Source organism: Achromobacter sp. AONIH1 (genome assembly GCF_002902905.1).
GTDB lineage: Bacteria > Pseudomonadota > Gammaproteobacteria > Burkholderiales > Burkholderiaceae_B > Achromobacter.
Genome location: NZ_CP026124.1, coordinates 5394814 through 5411809, shown reverse-complemented (window position 1 = coordinate 5411809; position 16996 = coordinate 5394814). Strand labels below are relative to the sequence as shown.

Below are 16996 nucleotides of genomic sequence, written 5' to 3'. Positions count from 1 at the left end.
CGCATGCGAGGCGGGGCCGCTCCCCCGCGCGCGGGTTCTCGCGCGGGCTCTCGATGCGCCAGCGCGGCCTACGAGGCGTCCGCGTAGTCCTGCCGCTGGGCCTTCATCTGCCGGCCCAGCGTCTGCAGCGCCCGCAGCGCCACGGCCATGCCGCGCCGCGTGTCCTCGTCACGCAGCAGGCCGATGAGGCCCGTCAGGCTGGGCGGCCGTTCTTCCCGCAGCGTGCGGGCGTGGGCGTCGCGCAATGTATTGGCGGCGATCCAGGCCGCGCTGGTGGCCTGCTCGGACAGCAGCGCCAGCTTTTCCACCATGGACTGGTCCAGCAGGTCCACCAGGTCCGAGGCCAGCGACAGCAGGTCGGCGATGTTGTCGAGCCGGCCGGCCTCGGCCAGCAGGCCCAGCCGGTCGGCCAGGGCGCGCGCGCCCGGCCCGCCGCCGAGGAAAGGGGCGGACGCGGGCGTGTCGGCGGGCAGCGCGGCGGTTCCTTCGTGTGGCGCGTTCATAGCATTCCCCTTGCGACGGCCCAGTACAGGCCGCGATTGAAGCCGTGGCGCAGCAGGCCGCCGAGCTTGGTGGGCGGCGTGGGCAGCACGTCGTGGGTGTAGTCGTACCAGAGCGGCATGCCGGCGTTCAGGCCCATCTGGGCCACCGCCTGCACCCGGCCGTCATAGGCGCTGCAGACCTGGCCCAACCGGATCTCGCCGGCGATGTTGTTGGCGATGACCGGCGCCTGGTTGTGGCAGGAGCCGCCGGCCTTGCTGACCGGCAGGTCGACCGTGTCGCCGATCACGTAGACGTTCTCCAGTCCGTAGACCTTCAGGGTCTCGTGGTCGGTCGGCAGCCAGCCCTCGTTGTTCTCGGCCTGCGACACGCCCGACTCCAGCACCACGTCCACGGCGCGTATCGGCGGCGTGGCCATGAGGATGTCGAAGGGCTGTTCGCCGCCTTCCTCCGAGTACGCGATGCGCCGTTCCGGATCGACCCGCGACAGCGTGAAGCCACGCTGGAAGCGGATGCCCTTCTGTTCGAAGATGCCGGGCAGCACCTCGCAGGTCGGGCGCTGCAGGAACAGGCAGTTGCGCAGCAGCTGCGAGGTGGTCGGGTAGGTGTAGACGATTTCCACCTTGTCGCGCACGCCGCGACGCCGCAGGTAGTCGTCCAGCATCAGTGTGGTCTCGATGGGGGCGATGCCGCATTGGTGCGGAACGTTGGGCGTCTTGGGGAAGGTGACGCTGACGAAGACCCGCCCGCGTTCGATGCGCGACAGGCGGTCCGCCAGCTGGCGGGCGGCGGCGTACTGGTAGAAGTGGTCGCCGGCTTCTTTCAGCCCTTCGATGCGCTCAGGGGATGGCACACAGCCTGTCGCGATGACCAGATAGTCATAGCCATGGCGTTGCCCGCTCTGCGTGGACAGTTCCTGACGGTCGAAATGAAAGCGCGTGACCTTGTCCACGCGGAATTCGATCTCGGGTCGCAGCAGGGAGCGTTCCGGCCGCTTCAGTTCTTCGCGGAAGAAGAGATTGAAGGCCACGTACATGAAGGCCGGCTTGTAGTAGTGATCCGGCGAATCCGAGAGCAGCGTGATGGAGACTTCGCCGCGTTGGATCTCGGGGTACAGCTTTCCGGCGAGCTGATTGGCCAGCATGGTGCCGCCTACGCCGCCGCCTACGACAACAATACGCTTGCTCATAAACCACCTCCAGGTAGAGAGAAGTTTCTGGGACCAAGTGCAATTGCGTCTGTTGGTGTAGCAAGCGGGGATGACCGCGTCAACCGGTCCATGCGGCGCCAGGCGCGGCGCGGATGTCCGTTACGCGTCCGCGCCGCGCCTGGCGCTGGCCGGCTCAGTATCCGAGGGCCGCGTCGGCGCAGGTGTCGGGGCGACGTCCCGCCTGCAATGCCGCCAGGTTGTCCAGCGTCTGCCGCGCGATGGCGGCGGCCGGCGTGCGGGTGGCGATGTGGGGCGTGATCATCACCTTGGGATGTCGCCACAGCGGATGGTCCGGCGGCAGCGGCTCCTGCGGGGTGGCGTCCAGCGTGGCGTAGGAGAGCTGGCCGCTGTCCAGCGCCGCCAGCAGGGTGGCGGCGTCCAGGTGCTCGCCCCGGCCCGCGTTGACCACATGGGCGCCGCGCGGCAATCGGGCGAAGGTCGCGGCGCCCAGGAAGCCGCGCGTCTCGTCCGTCAGCGGCAGCAGGCAGACCAGCGTGTCGGCCTGGGCCAGCAGCGCCGGCAGGCCGTCGGCGCCGTGATAGCCCGTGATGCCCTCGGCCAGATCGGGCTTGGGCGTGCGGCTCCAGCCCGAGACGCGATAACCCAGCGCCGCCAGCGCGCGCGCGGCGGCCAGGCCCAGCCGGCCCAGCCCGGCGATGGCCACGCGGTGTTCCGATGGCGGCACGATGGGGCTCTCGCGCCACACCCCCTGGGCATGGTTGCGCACGTAGTCGGGGAAATGGCGGTGATGGTTGATCACCGCCCAGGCGACGTAGCTGCTCATGCCCGCCGCCATGCCCGCCTCGGCCACGCGGCAGACCGGCACGTGGCGCGGCACGGCGGGGTCGGCGTAGATGTGGTCCACGCCGGCGCCGATGGACTGGATCAGGCGCAGGTTGGGCAGCGCGCCCAGCAGACCGGCGGGCGGCAGCCAGCATACCGCGGCGTCGATATCGGCCGGATCGCCCAGGTCGTCGGCGGTGCGCCAGGCGATGTCGGGCCGCAGCGCCTGGAACGCCGGCACCAGGTAGCGCATGTCCAGCACCCGGCTCAGCAGCGCGATACAGGGCGGCCGATCGGTGGCGTGCAGGGGCAGGGCGCTCATGCCGCGACCTCCGCCAGCCGCGCGTGGCCGCTGATGCGCGCGCGTCCGGAAACGATGCTGGCGAAGTCGGGCACGGCCCGCACCAGTTCACGCGTGTAGCCCTGGCCGGGCGCGCCGATGATCTGCGCGGCGGGCCCGCATTCGATGATGCGGCCCTGCTGCATGACGGCGATGCGGTCGCACATCTGCGCCGCCACGCGCAGGTCGTGGGTGACGAATAGCATGCTCAGCTGGAACCGCCGGCGCACGCTGGCGAACAGCTCCAGCACCTGGGCCTGCACGGATACGTCCAGCGCCGACACCGGCTCGTCCGCCACGATCAGCTCGGGCTCGCTGGCCAGCGCGCGGGCGATGCCGATGCGCTGGCGCTGGCCGCCGGAGAACTCATGCGGATAGCGTCCGGCGGCATCGGGATTCAGGCCGACCAGCTGCAATAGTTCCGCCGCCCGGGCGCGGGCGCGTTCCGGCGCCATGCCTTGCGCCAGCGGGCCGGCCATGATCGAGCGGCCCACGGTATGGCGCGGGTTGAGCGAGGCCTGCGGGTCCTGGAACACCATTTGCACACGTCCCGGCGCGGGGCGCGCATTGCCCGCCTGGCCGTTGAAGAGGATCTGGCCGCCGTCCGGCGCCAGCAAGCCGGCGATGCAGCGGCCCAGCGTGGACTTGCCCGAACCGGACTCGCCCACCAGGCCCAGCACCTCGCCGCGCTGGAGGGTGAAGCTGATGCCGCGCATGGCGGCGGTTTCGCGGCCGCGCCGGAACAGGCCGCCGCCGGACACATAGGTCTTGTGCAGGTCGCGCACGTCCAGCAATACCGGCTGGCGCGCGGCCTCGCGCGCCGTGTCGGGCATGCCGTGCGGGATGGCGGCGATCAGCTTGCGGGTGTAGTCGTGACGGGGATGGCCCAGCACGTCGGCGGCCGCGCCGGCCTCGACGATCTCGCCCAGCTGCATCACGGCCACGTGGTCGGCGATCTGCGAAACCACGCCGAAGTCATGGGTGATGAACAGCACGGCGGTGCCGCGCTTGGCCTGCAGGTCGCGGATCAGCTCCAGGATCTGCGCCTGGGTGGTGACGTCCAGCGCGGTGGTGGGCTCGTCGGCGATCAGCAGCGCCGGCTCCAGCATCAGCGCGCAGGCGATCATGACGCGCTGGCGCTGGCCGCCGGACAGGCGTCCGGGATAGCTGGCGGCGATGCCCTCGGGATCCGGCAGCCGCACGTCGCGCAGCGCGCCCAGGATGCGGGCGCGCTTGTCGGCGGGCGACAGGCGCAGGTGCGCGTCCAGCGCCTCTTCGAGCTGGTCGCCGATGCGCATCACCGGATTGAGCGCCGACATCGGATCCTGGAAGATCATGCCGATGCGGTTGCCGCGCAGCGCGCGCCATTGCGGTTCGGCCAGGGCCAGCAGGTCGTGGCCCTGGAACACGATGGCGCCGGCCACCGGCGCCACCATGGGCTGCGGCAGCAGGCCCATGACGGCGTTGGCGATCATGGACTTGCCGGAGCCGCTTTCGCCCACGATGCACAGCGTTTCGCCGCGACCGATGCGCAGGCTGGCGTCCTTGACCGCGAGCGGGCGGTCGGCGCCGGCCGGCAGGCGGATCGACAGGTCGCGGATGTCGAGCAGGGCGTCCCCGGATGGCGGGGCGGCGGCATGGGAGGTGACGAGGTTCATGCGCGGCTCCTGGGATCCATGCGGGTGTTCAGCCCGTCGCTCAGGCCTTCGCCGATCAGGTTCAGCGCCAGCACCGTCAGCAGGATGGCCACGCCGGGGAACAGGCTGATCCACCAGGCCTGGCGCAGCGCGGTGCGGGCCGCGCCGATCATGTAGCCCCAGCTCATCACGTTGGGATCGCCCAGGCCCATGAAGCTCAGGCTCGATTCCAGCAGGATGGCCGTGGCCACCATCAGCGAGCCCATCACCACGATGGGCGCGGCCGCGTTGGGCAGGATCTGGGTGACGATGATGCGCAGGTTCGATTCGCCCGCCAGGTGCGCGGCATGGACGAAGTCGCGGTGGCGCAGCGTCAGGAATTCGCTGCGCACCAGCCGCGCCACCGGCGGCCACGAGACCAGGGCGATGGCCGTGACGATGGACGCCACCGAGGGCTGGAAGATCGCCACCAGCACGATGGCCAGCGCGAAGCTGGGAATGGCCTGGAACAGCTCGGTGAAGCGCATCAGGCTGTTGTCGATCCAGCCGCCGTAGTAGCCGGCCAGCGCGCCGACCGACACGCCGATCAGCAGGCCCGCCAGCGTCGAGACCAGCCCGATCAGCAGAGAGATGCGGGCGCCGTAGGCCAGCCCCGAGCCGATGTCGCGGCCCATGGTGTCGGTGCCGAACGGCAGGCCGGCCAGGTCCAGCGGCGGCAGGAAGGGGCGCTGCACCATGGCCCAGGGATCGTGCGGCGCGACCAGCGGCGCGGACAGCGCCAGCAGCAGCACCACGGCCATCACGGCCAGCCCGGCCAGGGCGCCCTTGTTGCGGCGGAAACGCCGCCAGAATCCGTTGTTCATTGCAGTTCTATCCTCGGATCGGCCAGCGTGTAGAGCAGGTCGGTGATGATGTTGAACGCCACGGCCAGCGCCGCCGTGATCAGGAACGTGCCCAGCAGCAGGTTGTAGTCGCGCTGCACCAGGGCGTCGAACATCAGCCGGCCGATGCCGGGCCAGGCGAACACGGTCTCGATCAGCACCGTGCCGCCCACCATGGAGCCGGCCTGGATGCCGGCCAGCGTGATGACCGGCAGCAGTGCGTTGCGCAGGATGTGGCGGCGTTGGATGCGGCGCGGCGACAGGCCCTTGGCGCGGGCGGTCTTGATGAAATCCATCTGCGCCACTTCCAGCATGGCGGTGCGCGTCATGCGGGCATACACCGCCATGTAGAAGAGCGCCAGCGTGGCCGCCGGCAGCACCAGGTGACGGGCGATGTCGGCCGCGCGAGCCAGTCCCGCGTGGCCCGCGCCCACCGTTTCGAAGCCGAAGCCCGGCAGCCATTCCAGCTTGACCGAGAACAGCAGCACTCCCATCAGCGCCAGCCAGAATAGCGGCGTGGCGTAGAACAGCATCGACAGCGTGCTGACCAGGCTGTCGAGCCAGGTGCCGGCGCGGGCGCTGCTCCAGGCGCCCAATGCCACGCCCAGGGTCAGCGACACGACGAAGGCCGTCAGGGTCAGCAGCAGCGTCGCGGGCAGCCGTTCGCCGATCAGGCTCATGACGGGCCGTTGCTGGCGGTAGGAATCACCCAGGTCCAGCCGGGCGGCGTGTCCCAGGTAGGTCGCCAGCTGCTGGGGCAGCGGCTTGTCCAGTCCAAAGCGCTCGCGCAGCTGCGCGACGAAGGCTTCGTCCGCCGCGCCGGCCTCGCCCGCCATGACGGCGGCCGGGTCGCCGGGCGCGGCGCGGATCAGCAGGAAATTGATGACCGCGATCAGGGCCAGCACCAGCAGGCCCTGCGCGACGCGGCGCATCAGGTAAGCGAGTTTCTTCATGGCATTCCCCCTGTTGCCGGGCTGCGCGCCGTTCAGGCCAGCGTGGCGCGCGCCAGGCTATCGTTCAAACCGATGCCGGAATTGATCAGGTTCTTGATGTTGTTGCGGTAGAGCGTGGGGAATTGCAGTTCCAGCAGCCAGGCCACCGGCGCCTCGTCGACCAGGATGCGCTGCACCTCTTCGTACAGCGCGCGGCGCTTCTGCGGATCGGCTTCCTGCGCGCCGCGTTCGAACAGCTCGTCGACCTTGGGGTTGCTGTAACCCTCGACGTTGTTCCAGGGCGAGCCCTTGGCGATGGTGGACGTGAGGTAGTTGCGGCTCACGCCCAGCGCGGCGTCGCCGTATTGGTACAGGTAGCAGAAGGCGATGTCGTAGTCCCAGTTGGCGGTCTTCTCGCTCCAGCCGGCCACGTCGGTGGCGGTCATCTCCAGCTTGATGCCAACCTCGGCCAGGTTCTGGCGCGCGATCTCGGCGTAGCGCTGCCAGGTCTCGCCGTAGGGCAGCGGCAGCAGGCGCAGCGTCTGACCCTTGTAGCCGGCTTCCTTGAGCAGTTGTTTGGCGCGCGCCACGTCGCGCGGATAGCGCGTGACCTGGTCGGTGTAATAGCGCACGCTGCTGTTGAACGGCCCGGTGGCGACCTTGCCGAAGCCATACCAGGCCACGTTGCGCATGGCCTCGCGGTCCAGCGCGTACATGATGGCGCGGCGCACGCGCACGTCGGCGAGCACCGGATGGCGGTTGTTGAGCCACATGAAGGAATGCGGGCCGAAGAATTCCCAGCCCTTGGTGGTGGTCTCGACGTTGGGCAGCGCCTTCAGGCGCGCGATGTCGAAGTATTCGACGGTGCCGCCGGGCAGCACGTCCATCTTGCCGGATTCGAAGGCGGCCGCGCGCGAGGCGGCGTCGGGGATCACGTGGAAGTACAGCGTGTCGACGCTGGGCAGGCCGGCCTCGTGGTACTGCTCGTTGCGCACCAGCTGGATGTACGAGCCGCGCCGCCATTCCTTGAACTTGTACGGGCCGGTGCCGATGGGCGTGTTGTTGGCCGGGTTGTTCAGGTAGTCGGTGCCTTCGTAGATATGGCGCGGCACCATCGGCATGGTGCCGACCTCGAACAGCCCCAGGAACGGGCCGAACGGCCGGGGCAGGCGGAATTCGACCGTGTGCTCGTCCAGCGCCTTGATGCTGTCCACGAAGGCCAGCCCGGCGCGCAGGCGCGCGTGGGTCTTGCGCAGGAACTGGTCGACGCTGAACACCACGTCGTGCGCGTTGAAGGGCTTGCCGTCGTGCCACTGCACACCCTGCTTGAGCGTGAAGGTGTAGACGGTGGCCGCGTCGTTCACCGTCCAGGACGCGGCCAGGCCGGGCATGGGCTCAAGCTTGTCGTCGTAGCGCAGCAGGCTTTCGTAGATCTGGCCGCCGATCATCTGCGTGGGGCCGTTCTGCACGATGCCCAGCATCAGGCCCGGCGGCTCGGGTTGCACGGCGATGTTGAGCACGCCGTTGCGCGCGGCCGCGGCCCAGGCGGGCAGGGCGGTCGCGCCGCTCAGCCAGCCGGCCGTGACGGCGCTCGAGATCAGAAAGTCGCGTCGGTTCATGAGGTTCTCCTGGTGACGGGGCCGGGGCGGCGGGAAAGAAAGCGACGCGCGCCGTTCAGGCGCGCAGCGCGGAGCCATCGAGGGCATCCGCGAGCCGGGGGGCGGGCGGCGGAGGTTCCACCAGCTTGAGCAGCGCGCGCCATTCGCGTTCGCTGGGGTCGGGCGAGCCGGGCAGGCGGTTGGTGTCGCCGCTGGCGTACTGGCGCGCGGTCTTCTCGCTGACCTGCGCGCTGACCGGGTAGGTCGCCTGGCCGGTGGACTGGATCGCCAGCTGCACGCGGCAGGCGCGGTCCAGATTGAGCATCAGGATGAAGGCCTCGGCCACCGTGGCGCCGACGGTCAGCAGGCCGTGGTTGCGCAGGATCATGGCGTTCTGTTGACCCAGGTCGGCCACCAGCCGCTCGCGTTCGTCCAGGTCCAGCGCGATGCCTTCGTAGTCGTGATAGGCGACGCGGTTATAGAACTGCAGCGCCCACTGGTTCACCGGCTGCAGGCCGCAGGCCAGCGAGGACACGGCCACGCCGGCGACGGTGTGGGTGTGCAGCACGCAACCCGCGTCGGGGCGTCCCATGTGCACGGCGCTGTGGATGGTGAAGCCCGCCGGATTGACGTCGTGGGGCGTGGGCGCGACCGGATGGCCGTCCATGCCGACCTTGACCAGCGATTCGGGCGTGATGTCGCGGAACAGGTGGCCGTAGGGATTGATCAGGAAGGCCCCTTCCTCGCCGGGCACGCGCGCCGAGATGTGGGTGTAGATGCTGTCGTCCATGCCGAAATGGGCGACCAGCCGGTAGCAGGCCGCCAGGTCGCGGCGGGTCTGTTGTTCGGCCGCGCTGCTTGGCTGCGCGGATTCCTGGGAGAGGGCCATCGATGCGTCCTGGTTGGGTGGCTGCGGCGCGGGGCCGGGTGCAGGGCATTATGCGTCGATCGTCAACTGTCGACAGTTAGCAGTAGTACTGATATGCTTGAAAAAAACGGGGTGCTATATAGCTGTCGCGCCGGGTTTTCTTGTGCAGGAAAGCCGGGCGCATTCCCGCCCCAGACAGAGACTTTCCATGCCCGAAACCCAGGCCGTCCTCAATGCTTTCGAATCCGTCAATGTTCCCGACCTGGTCGGCGTCGTCGAAGAACGGCTGACCCAGGCCATCGTGCAGGGCCGCCTGCCGCCGGGCAGCCGCGTGGTCGAGGCCGAGATCGCCCGGCAGATGGCGATCAGCCGGGCGCCGGTGCGCGAGGCCTCGCGCCGCCTGGAACGCCAGGGCATCCTGGTGTCCAGGCCGCGTCGCGGCTTCTTCGTGCGCGAGATGTCGGTGCGCGAGATCGACGACCTGTTCCAGGTGCGCCTGAGCCTGGAGATGACCGCCGTGGCGGCCGCCTGCGAGCATGCCGACGCCGCCGGCCTGGCGCGCCTGCGCGGCTTGCTGGAACTGATGATCGCCGAGGCCGCCGACGCGCCGCAGCATCGCCGCATCGAGCTGGACCTGAGCTTCCATACCCTGATCTGCGAGCTGTCGGGCAACGCCTACCTGCTGCGCCTGTTCTCCAGCACGCAGACCGAGATGCGCATGATCATCTCGCTGATCGACAACGTCTACCAGGATCCGGAAATGGTCGCGGCCACGCACCAGCCCATCCTGGACGCGCTGGCGCGCCGCGATGCAGCGGCCGCGCAGGCCTGCATGAAGGTACATCTGGACGATGCCTGGGAGCACGTCCGCAACCTGTTCGTCTCGCAGCATGGCGCGGCGGGCGAAAAACCAAGGGGCAGCAGGAAAACATGAAAGTAGTCTACAGCGATAAGCACCAGCTTCATGATCCGCAGTTCTTCATCGTGCGCGGCAAGGTCCGGCGCAGCAACGAGCAGCCCGAGCGCGGCGCGCGCCTGCTGGCGGCGGTGCGGCGCGACGGGCACCAGATCGTCGCGCCGGCCGACCACGGCGCCGCGCCGCGCGCCGCGGTGCACACGCCGCAATACCTGCGATTCCTGGAAACCGCTTACGCGCGCTGGCGCGAATTGCCCGACGCATCCGAGGAAGTGGTGGCCAATGTGCACCCGTTTCCCGGCCAGCCCTGCACCTATCCCGAACACATCGTCGGCCTGGCCGGCTATCACATGGGCGATACCGCGTGTCCGATCGGCGCGGGCACCTGGGAAGCGGCGGCCTGGTCGGCGCATTGCGCCACCCACGCGGCCCAGCTGGTGCTGGACGGCGAGCGCGCGGCCTACGCGCTGTGCCGTCCGCCCGGCCACCACGCCTATGTCGACCGCGCCAACGGCTTCTGCTACCTGAACAACGCCGCCATCGCGGCCCAGCAGCTGCGCGCCGCGCACGCGCGGGTCGCCATCCTGGACCTGGACGTGCATCACGGCAATGGCACCCAGGGCATCTTCTACCGCCGCGCCGACGTGCTGACCGTGTCGATGCATGCCGACGCGCACAACACCACGCCATTCTTCGTCGGCCACGCCCACGAGACCGGCGAGGGCGACGGGCTGGGCTACAACATCAACCGCCCGCTGCCGGTGGGCACCGGCGACGCCGGCTACCTGGAGGCGTTGCGCCGCGTGTTCCTGGACATTCGCGCCTACGCGCCCGGCGCGCTGGTGGTGGCGCTGGGCCTGGACGCCCACGAGCGCGATCCGTACAAGGGGCTGGCCGTCACCACCGAGGGCTTCGGCCTGATCCTGGCCGAGGTCGCGCGGCTGGGCCTGCCCACGGTGCTGGTGCAGGAAGGCGGCTACCTGTCCGACGACCTGGGGCCCAACCTGGCCAGCGCGCTGCGCGGCTTCGACTCCGCCGCCTGAGGAGGCCGCCATGAAGGATCAGGACGACGCCCAGGACGTGCTGGCCGTGGCCTCGCCGGACATCGGCGAGGACGAGGCTGCGCAGGCCGCGTGGCGCCATTTCGGCATAGCTGCCGAGGCGCGCCGCCTGGCCGGCGAGCGCGACCGCAATTTTCGGCTGCGGGCGCGCGACGGCCATGAATACGTGTTGAAGTTCTCGCACCCGGCCGAGGATCCGCGCGTGGCCGATTTCCAGGCCCGCGCGCTGCTGCACGTGGAATGCGCGGATCCGGCGCTGCCGGTGCAGCGCGTGGCGCTGGCCGTCGACGGCCAGCCCTGCGCCTGGCATCGCGCGCCGGACGCGCCGCCGCGCGTGCTGCGGCTGTTCAGCTACCTGCCGGGCCTGCCGCTGCCGGACGCCGCGCGTTCGGCGGCGCAGCGCGACAACCTGGGGCGGACCCTGGCGCGGCTGGGGCTGGCGCTGCGCGGCTTCGAACACGAGGCCGGCGCGCTGGCGCTGCCCTGGGACATCCAGCGCGCCGACGAAGTTGCGCCGCTGCTGGCGCACGTGGCCGACCCGGCGCGTCGGGCGCTGGCCGAGCGCGCCATGGCGCGCTTCACCGAGCATGCCCGGCCGGCGCTGCCCGGCTTGCGGGCGCAGGCCATCCACAATGACCTGAATCTGTACAACGTGCTGGTCGATCCTCGGGATCACGACGTCATCGCCGGCATCCTGGATTTCGGCGACATGGTGCGCGCTCCGCTGGTCAACGACCTGGCCGTGGCGGCTTCTTACCAACTGGAGCCGGGCGCCGATCCGCTGGCGCCAGCCATTCGCTTCGCCGCCGCCTATCACGCGGTCAGCCCGCTCCAGGAAGCCGAGCTGGACGTGCTATTCGATCTGATGATGGCGCGGCTGGCGATGGTGGTGGCCATTGGCGGCTGGCGCGCGGCGCGCTATCCGGACAATGCCGACTACATCCTGCGCAACAACGCGCTGTCCTGGGCCCGCCTGCAGGCCTGCGACGGCATCGCCCGCGACGCCGCGCGGCAGCGGTTGCGCGCGGCCTGCGGTTTTCAATAGGATCACAGCCATGACCATGACCCATTCCGGCGACGGCGCGGCGCAGGCCGCGGCAAATACCGAGGCGCTGATCGCGCGGCGGCGGCAACTGCTGGGCCCGGCCTATCGCCTGTTCTACGACCAGCCGCTGCACTTGGTGCGCGGCGAGGGCGTGTGGCTGTACGACGCCCAGGGCAAGCCCTATCTGGACGCCTACAACAACGTGGTGCCGCTGGGCCACTGCCACCCCGCCGTGGTCGAGGCGATCGCGCGGCAGGCCTCGACCCTGAACACGCACACGCGCTACGTGCACGAAACGGTGCTCGACTACGCCGAGGCGCTGCTGGCGACCTACGCGCCGGGGCCGGGCCATGTGATGTTCACCTGCACCGGCAGCGAGGCCAATGACCTGGCGCTGCGCATCGCGCAGGCGCACACCGGCGCCGCCGGCCTGATCGTCACGCGCCACGCCTATCACGGCGTGACGCTGTCGATCGCGCAGGCCTCGCCGTCGCTGGGCCGCTATGTGACGCTGGGGGCGGCCGTGCGTACCGTGGCCGCGCCGGACAGCTACCGCCAGGCGCCCGGTGAAACCGGCCCGGCCCTGGCGCGCGCGGTGCGCGAGGCGATCGCGGACCTGGCTCGCCACGGACTGCGTCCGGCGGCGCTGATGGTGGACACCATCTTCTCCAGCGACGGCGTGCAGGCCGGACCGGCGGGCTTTCTGCGCGAAGCCGTGGACGCGATCCACGAGGCCGGCGGCCTGTTCATCGCCGACGAGGTGCAGGCCGGCATGGGGCGCACCGGCGAGACGCTGTGGGGCTATATGCGGCATGGCGTGGCGCCGGACCTGATCACCATGGGCAAGCCGCTGGGCAATGGCCATCCCGTGGCCGGCGTGGCGGCCAGGCCGCAAGTGCTGGAGGCTTTCGGCCGCAACAGCCGCTACTTCAACACCTTTGGCGGCAATCCGGTATCGGCGGCGGCCGGCCTGGCCGTGTTGCGCACGGTGCAGCAGGAAGGGCTGATGCAGAACGCGAGGCGCGTCGGCGCCTATCTGCGCGAGCGCCTGCAAGGATTGGCCGCGCGTCATGATCTCATCGGCGATGTGCGCGGCGCGGGCCTGTTCATCGGCGTGGAACTGGTGCGCGACCGCGCCACGCGCGAGCCGGCCACCGAGCAGGCGGCGCGCGTGGTCAACGGCTTGCGCGACCGGCAGGTGCTGATCAGCAGCGCCGGCGAGCATGCCAACACCTTGAAGATCCGTCCGCCGCTGCCGTTTTCCACGGCCGACGCGGACCGCCTGGTGGCGGCGCTGGACGAGACGCTGGCCGCGCTGTAGCGCGGCCGGCAGGGCCTACGGCTTGACCGTCACGAACACCGGGTTCGAGTAGAACCACAGGTCGTTGTAGTTGCGCGCGTTGATGGCGTTGAAGCGCGCCGCGTTGTCGGTCAGGTCGATCTTGGCGTCCGGCAGCGGCTCGCCATTGGCGGTTTCGCCGGCCACGTCCGGCGCCAGGTTGGTGCCGCGCAGGCGCAGGTACTGGCTCTTGTCGGCGCTGAGCTTGACCTTGATGACGTTATAGCCTTCCTTGTCCACGGTCCAGTCGGCGCGCGTGTAGCGACCCAGCACGCGGGTGCTGGGATTGGTGGCCTGGTCATACGCAGGCGTGCCGGGCGCGGCGCGGGGACCGACGTCGCCCACGATAAGGTCCACGTGATGCACGGTGGGCTTGACGTAGGTGGGGTTGCCGCTTTCGATCGGGTACTCGTAGCGGTTGCTGTCGGGGCTGCGGAAGCGGATGGTCACTTCCACCTGCTCGCCCTTGGCCGCGATCAGCTCTGCGCCCATCTGCGCCGTGCCCGAGGCGCCTTGCGCCTGGAATTCCAGCGCGTCGATCAGGTCGCCGAACACGCCGTACATGCGGCCGCTCTTCAGGCCCGCGACCACCGCCGCCATGTCCTTGCCGTCCTTCCAGACGTAGGTGCGGGCGTACTCGCCGGGGGCGTAGCCGCTGCTGTACTGGCCGGTGGCGTTGACGCGGAAGTGGAAATCCGAATCGGCCACGGTCCAGATGCGGCGTCCCTCGCCGAGCAGCGCGTCCCAGGTGCCGCCCAGCTGCGCGACCAGATAGTCGACGCCGCCGTAGGTGCGGTTGGGCAGCTTGGCGGGCGTGTAGGCCTCGGCGTAGCCGCCGCGATCCGGCTCCATCTGGTTGCCCACCATGCCTTCGATGGCGAAGAAGATGGACGGCGCCAGATCGTGCATTTCGCGCAGCTGGCCGATGGTGTATTTGCCGGCGTAGCGCGACGGGTGGTTCAGCAGCATGTAGCTGTCGGGGTGCTTGTCGCGCAGCCATTTCAGCGCGGCCAGCGAGTCGGCGTGCGTGCTGTAGGCGCGCGGCTGGCCGGCCAGGTCCGCCACCAGCTGCGGATCGAACAGGTTGGCGGCCTTGTTGGTGTACAGGTATTCGAACTCGGCCACCGCCCGCAGCGACTTGGCCGACATCGGCTCGTTCACGCCGATGCCGATGTTGACGTGGTCATGCGTGGGCATGTCCCACTCGAACGACGAGAAGATGATCTTGCCGGCGTAGCGGCCCGCCGCCTGCGCCTGCTGGATGAACGGCGCTTCGTAGCGCGCCATGCCGGTCGAGAACGGAACCGGGCCGCCGGGAATGTCCAGGCCGGTATGGTCGCGCTTGGACATGCGCAGGTGATTCGACAGCGCGGCCCAGTCCAGCTTGTAGCGGTTGAAGGCCTGGTCCAGCACGGTTTCCAGCGTGGTCTGGGCGTCGTCGGACTGGATGGTGTGCACGTGCAGGTCGCCGGCGCTCCACGCGCCCGTGATCACGGGGGGCTTGGGGGGCTCGGGGGTGGGCTCGGTCACGACCGGCGGCTTGGCGGGCGCGTCGTCATCGTCGTCGCTGCCGCCACAGGCGCTCAACAGGGTTACGCAAGCCAGCGACAAGGGCATCAGGGCCCGCCGCAGGCGGGTTACTTCGAACTGCATTCATGGCTCCAGCATCAGGGCGGCCCGCAACTCGCGGCGCCGCGCAGGGCGGGACTATGCCGGTTGCCGGTGACGTGGGAATGACAGGCTGGCGCTGGCGCGCGCCGCTAGCGGGGACGTGGCGCCGGCGCGCGCGGCCAGCGGCGCGACCCGGGGCGGCCTAGCCGCCGCGCCTGTCGCTGTTCTTGCCGCCTTTCGTGGGTTTGTCCTTCTTGCCCGGCGTCGCAGCCTCGGCGTCCGCCAATGCCTGCCTGATGATGGCCTGCGCGGTCCAGCGCGCCACCTCGGTCACCGCGGGCAGATCCAGCCGCCAGATGTCCTTGAGCACCAGGAACACCTCGGTGCCATAGACCAGCGACAGGGCCTGCGCCACGCGTTCCTGCTGCGCCGGCGTCAGCGCGCCGGCCAGCGGCGCGATGGCGCGCTTCAGGATGTCGACACGGTGGCCGCGCACCAGGCGCGGCTCGTTGCCGGCGCGGCCGGCGCTGGCCTCGGCGTGCTGTTGCAGCGAGACCTGGATGGCGGCGCGCAGCGGCGCCTCGTGCGCCTCCAGGCGCGGGTAGGCGAAGCGCAGCAGCTCGTCGACGCGCGCGCCGGCGTCGTCGGCGCTCGATTCCCAGGCCAGGATCGGGCCCAGGCTTTCGTCGACCACGGCGGCGATCAGCGCGCTCTGGCTGGGGAAATAGCGATAGGCGGTGGCGCGCGACACCTGGGCGTGCTCGGCCAGTTCGGCCACCGAGGGCGTGATGCCCTGGCCCATGAGCTGCTGCGCGGCGTCCAGCAGGATCTTGCGCATGCGCGCGCGCGGCCCGTGCGGCGGCTCGCCGCTGGCCTCGGCCTGGCGGCTGGCGGGGGCGATCAGGGCGCGCGCGGACGCCGCTTGCGGGGCGGTTCGGGTTTGACGTGAGACAGGCGTCTCAGTATGATTCTTTCGTCTCATTTCTGAATTCTACAAGCCGGGCTCGCCCCGGCACATATCGAGGCGCGCATCGAGTGTAGCCGCCCGCGGGAGGAGTCATGACGAATACCAAGCGGCGGGTCTACGTGGCCGCCACCTACGACACCAAGGGCCATGAGGCCGAATACGTGGCCGGCCTGCTGGCGCGCGACGGTCTGGACGTGGTGACGGTGGACGTGTCCACCACCGGCGCGTCCAGCGCCGCCCGCGTGCAGGCCCGCGAGGTGGCCGCCCGTCATCCGGGCGGCGCGCAGGCGGTGTTCACTGGCGACCGTGGCACGGCCATCGCCGCCATGGCGCTGGCCTTCGAGCGCTACGCCGCCGCCGACGCCGGCATCGGCGCGCTGCTGGGCCTGGGCGGCTCGGGCGGCACGGCGCTGATCACGCCGGCCATGCGCGCGCTGCCCATCGGCGTGCCCAAGCTGATGGTATCGACCATGGCTTCGGGCAACGTCGCGCCCTATGTCGGGCCGTCCGACATCGCCATGATGTACTCCGTCACCGACGTGGCCGGGCTGAACCGCATCTCGCGCCGCGTGCTGGCCAATGCCGCCGGCGCCATTGGCGGCGCGTTCCGCCAGGCCGACAGCGCGGCCCAGGACAACGACAGCCGTCCCGCCGTCGGCATCAGCATGTTCGGCGTGACCACGGCCTGCGTGCAGCAGGTGGTGCCGCTGCTGGAGCCGGACTACGACTGCCTGGTGTTTCACGCCACCGGCACCGGCGGCCAGTCCATGGAAAAACTGCTGGACAGCCATCTGCTGTCCGGCGTGCTGGACCTGACAACCACCGAGGTCTGCGACTTCCTGTTCGGCGGCGTGCTGGCCTGCACCGAGGACCGCTTCGGCGCCGTGGCGCGCACGCGCGCGCCCTATGTGGGCGCCTGCGGCGCGCTGGACATGGTGAACTTCGGCGGCATGGAGACCGTGCCGGAACGCTACCAGGGCCGCCTGTTCTATCCCCACAATCCGCAGGTGACGCTGATGCGCACCACGCCCGCCGAGAACGCCCGCCAGGGCGAGTGGATCGCCAGCCGGCTGAACCGCTGCGACGGGCCGGTGCGCTTCCTGATCCCCGAGGGCGGGGTGTCGGCGCTGGACGCGCCGGGCCAGGCCTTCTGGGATCCGGAGGCCGACGCCGCGTTGTTCACCGCGCTGGAAACGCACCTGGTGCAGACCGCCGACCGCCGCCTGGTGCGCGTGCCCTGCCACATCAACGACCCGCTGTTCGCCCGCACGGCGGTCGAGCAGTACCTTGAAATCGCCAAACACTGA

General features: G+C 70.1%; 15 protein-coding genes. 5 read left to right on the top strand and 10 right to left on the bottom strand.

Features of this window, described 5'->3' with window-relative positions; translation table 11 throughout:
- Window positions 1-68: 68 nt before the first annotated feature.
- The 8 genes from C2U31_RS24740 to C2U31_RS24705 form a co-directional block, all read right to left on the bottom strand.
- Window positions 69-503, bottom strand: a complete 435-nt coding sequence (locus C2U31_RS24740; protein WP_103275222.1) for a DUF1641 domain-containing protein — start codon at window positions 501-503, stop codon at window positions 69-71.
- Window positions 500-1690 carry an FAD/NAD(P)-binding oxidoreductase gene (locus C2U31_RS24735; RefSeq protein WP_103275221.1) on the bottom strand — a complete coding sequence of 397 codons (1191 nt, stop codon included), beginning with the start codon at window positions 1688-1690 and terminating at the stop codon, window positions 500-502. The genes C2U31_RS24740 and C2U31_RS24735 overlap by 4 nt, the downstream gene beginning before the upstream one ends.
- A 154-nt stretch (window positions 1691-1844) precedes the next feature.
- Window positions 1845-2816, bottom strand: a complete 972-nt coding sequence (locus C2U31_RS24730; RefSeq protein WP_103275220.1) for a glyoxylate/hydroxypyruvate reductase A — start codon at window positions 2814-2816, stop codon at window positions 1845-1847.
- On the bottom strand, window positions 2813-4492 hold the full coding sequence (locus C2U31_RS24725; protein WP_103275219.1) for an ABC transporter ATP-binding protein: 1680 nt from the start codon (window positions 4490-4492) through the stop codon (window positions 2813-2815). The genes C2U31_RS24730 and C2U31_RS24725 overlap by 4 nt, the downstream gene beginning before the upstream one ends.
- Window positions 4489-5334 carry an ABC transporter permease gene (locus C2U31_RS24720; RefSeq protein ID WP_103275218.1) on the bottom strand — a complete coding sequence of 282 codons (846 nt, stop codon included), beginning with the start codon at window positions 5332-5334 and terminating at the stop codon, window positions 4489-4491. Before C2U31_RS24720 ends, C2U31_RS24725 begins: the two co-directional genes overlap by 4 nt.
- A complete protein-coding gene (locus C2U31_RS24715; protein ID WP_103275217.1) occupies window positions 5331-6305 on the bottom strand; it encodes an ABC transporter permease in 975 nt (324 codons plus the stop codon). The genes C2U31_RS24720 and C2U31_RS24715 overlap by 4 nt, the downstream gene beginning before the upstream one ends.
- A 32-nt stretch (window positions 6306-6337) precedes the next feature.
- Window positions 6338-7903, bottom strand: a complete 1566-nt coding sequence (locus tag C2U31_RS24710) for an ABC transporter substrate-binding protein (RefSeq protein ID WP_103275216.1) — start codon at window positions 7901-7903, stop codon at window positions 6338-6340.
- Between the two features lie 55 nt (window positions 7904-7958).
- Window positions 7959-8771 (bottom strand): class II aldolase/adducin family protein, encoded by an 813-nt coding sequence (locus C2U31_RS24705; RefSeq protein WP_103275215.1) that lies wholly within the window; start codon window positions 8769-8771, stop codon window positions 7959-7961.
- A 187-nt stretch (window positions 8772-8958) separates the two neighbouring features.
- Here C2U31_RS24705 and C2U31_RS24700 point away from each other — a divergent pair, with 187 nt between their 5' ends.
- The 4 genes from C2U31_RS24700 to C2U31_RS24685 are packed head-to-tail and all read left to right on the top strand — an operon-like array spanning window position 8959 to window position 13093.
- A complete protein-coding gene (locus C2U31_RS24700) occupies window positions 8959-9684 on the top strand; it encodes a GntR family transcriptional regulator (protein ID WP_103275214.1) in 726 nt (241 codons plus the stop codon).
- Window positions 9681-10709, top strand: a complete 1029-nt coding sequence (locus tag C2U31_RS24695) for a histone deacetylase family protein (protein WP_103275213.1) — start codon at window positions 9681-9683, stop codon at window positions 10707-10709. Before C2U31_RS24700 ends, C2U31_RS24695 begins: the two co-directional genes overlap by 4 nt.
- A 10-nt stretch (window positions 10710-10719) precedes the next feature.
- The gene (locus tag C2U31_RS24690; RefSeq protein ID WP_103275212.1) at window positions 10720-11772 is read left to right on the top strand and encodes a phosphotransferase; all 1053 of its coding nucleotides are present in this window, start codon (window positions 10720-10722) and stop codon (window positions 11770-11772) included.
- A gap of 10 nt (window positions 11773-11782) precedes the next feature.
- Window positions 11783-13093 (top strand): aspartate aminotransferase family protein, encoded by a 1311-nt coding sequence (locus C2U31_RS24685; protein WP_103275211.1) that lies wholly within the window; start codon window positions 11783-11785, stop codon window positions 13091-13093.
- A gap of 15 nt (window positions 13094-13108) precedes the next feature.
- On the opposite strand, the gene C2U31_RS24680 is transcribed toward C2U31_RS24685, so the two are convergent.
- Together C2U31_RS24680 and C2U31_RS24675 are read right to left on the bottom strand one after the other, a co-directional pair.
- Window positions 13109-14764 carry an S-layer protein gene (locus C2U31_RS24680; protein WP_103275210.1) on the bottom strand — a complete coding sequence of 552 codons (1656 nt, stop codon included), beginning with the start codon at window positions 14762-14764 and terminating at the stop codon, window positions 13109-13111.
- A 160-nt stretch (window positions 14765-14924) separates the two neighbouring features.
- Window positions 14925-15626: a TetR/AcrR family transcriptional regulator gene (locus tag C2U31_RS24675; RefSeq protein WP_233772917.1), complete on the bottom strand. Its 702-nt coding sequence runs from the start codon at window positions 15624-15626 to the stop codon at window positions 14925-14927.
- 155 nt (window positions 15627-15781) lie between these two features.
- On the opposite strand from C2U31_RS24675, the gene C2U31_RS24670 reads away from it, so the two are divergent.
- The gene (locus C2U31_RS24670; protein ID WP_103275208.1) at window positions 15782-16996 is read left to right on the top strand and encodes a Tm-1-like ATP-binding domain-containing protein; all 1215 of its coding nucleotides are present in this window, start codon (window positions 15782-15784) and stop codon (window positions 16994-16996) included.

Bases quoted from the DNA above. Each gene is read 5' to 3' on its own strand.
- C2U31_RS24685 (WP_103275211.1), top strand. From the start codon at position 11,783: ATGACCATGACCCATTCCGGCGACGGCGCGGCGCAGGCCGCGGCAAAT.
- C2U31_RS24680 (WP_103275210.1), bottom strand. From the start codon at position 14,764: ATGCAGTTCGAAGTAACCCGCCTGCGGCGGGCCCTGATGCCCTTGTCG.
- C2U31_RS24735 (WP_103275221.1), bottom strand. From the start codon at position 1,690: ATGAGCAAGCGTATTGTTGTCGTAGGCGGCGGCGTAGGCGGCACCATG.
- C2U31_RS24695 (WP_103275213.1), top strand. From the start codon at position 9,681: ATGAAAGTAGTCTACAGCGATAAGCACCAGCTTCATGATCCGCAGTTC.
- C2U31_RS24690 (WP_103275212.1), top strand. From the start codon at position 10,720: ATGAAGGATCAGGACGACGCCCAGGACGTGCTGGCCGTGGCCTCGCCG.
- C2U31_RS24715 (WP_103275217.1), bottom strand. From the start codon at position 6,305: ATGAAGAAACTCGCTTACCTGATGCGCCGCGTCGCGCAGGGCCTGCTG.
- C2U31_RS24725 (WP_103275219.1), bottom strand. From the start codon at position 4,492: ATGAACCTCGTCACCTCCCATGCCGCCGCCCCGCCATCCGGGGACGCC.
- C2U31_RS24705 (WP_103275215.1), bottom strand. From the start codon at position 8,771: ATGGCCCTCTCCCAGGAATCCGCGCAGCCAAGCAGCGCGGCCGAACAA.
- C2U31_RS24730 (WP_103275220.1), bottom strand. From the start codon at position 2,816: ATGAGCGCCCTGCCCCTGCACGCCACCGATCGGCCGCCCTGTATCGCG.
- C2U31_RS24700 (WP_103275214.1), top strand. From the start codon at position 8,959: ATGCCCGAAACCCAGGCCGTCCTCAATGCTTTCGAATCCGTCAATGTT.
- C2U31_RS24670 (WP_103275208.1), top strand. From the start codon at position 15,782: ATGACGAATACCAAGCGGCGGGTCTACGTGGCCGCCACCTACGACACC.
- C2U31_RS24720 (WP_103275218.1), bottom strand. From the start codon at position 5,334: ATGAACAACGGATTCTGGCGGCGTTTCCGCCGCAACAAGGGCGCCCTG.
- C2U31_RS24740 (WP_103275222.1), bottom strand. From the start codon at position 503: ATGAACGCGCCACACGAAGGAACCGCCGCGCTGCCCGCCGACACGCCC.
- C2U31_RS24710 (WP_103275216.1), bottom strand. From the start codon at position 7,903: ATGAACCGACGCGACTTTCTGATCTCGAGCGCCGTCACGGCCGGCTGG.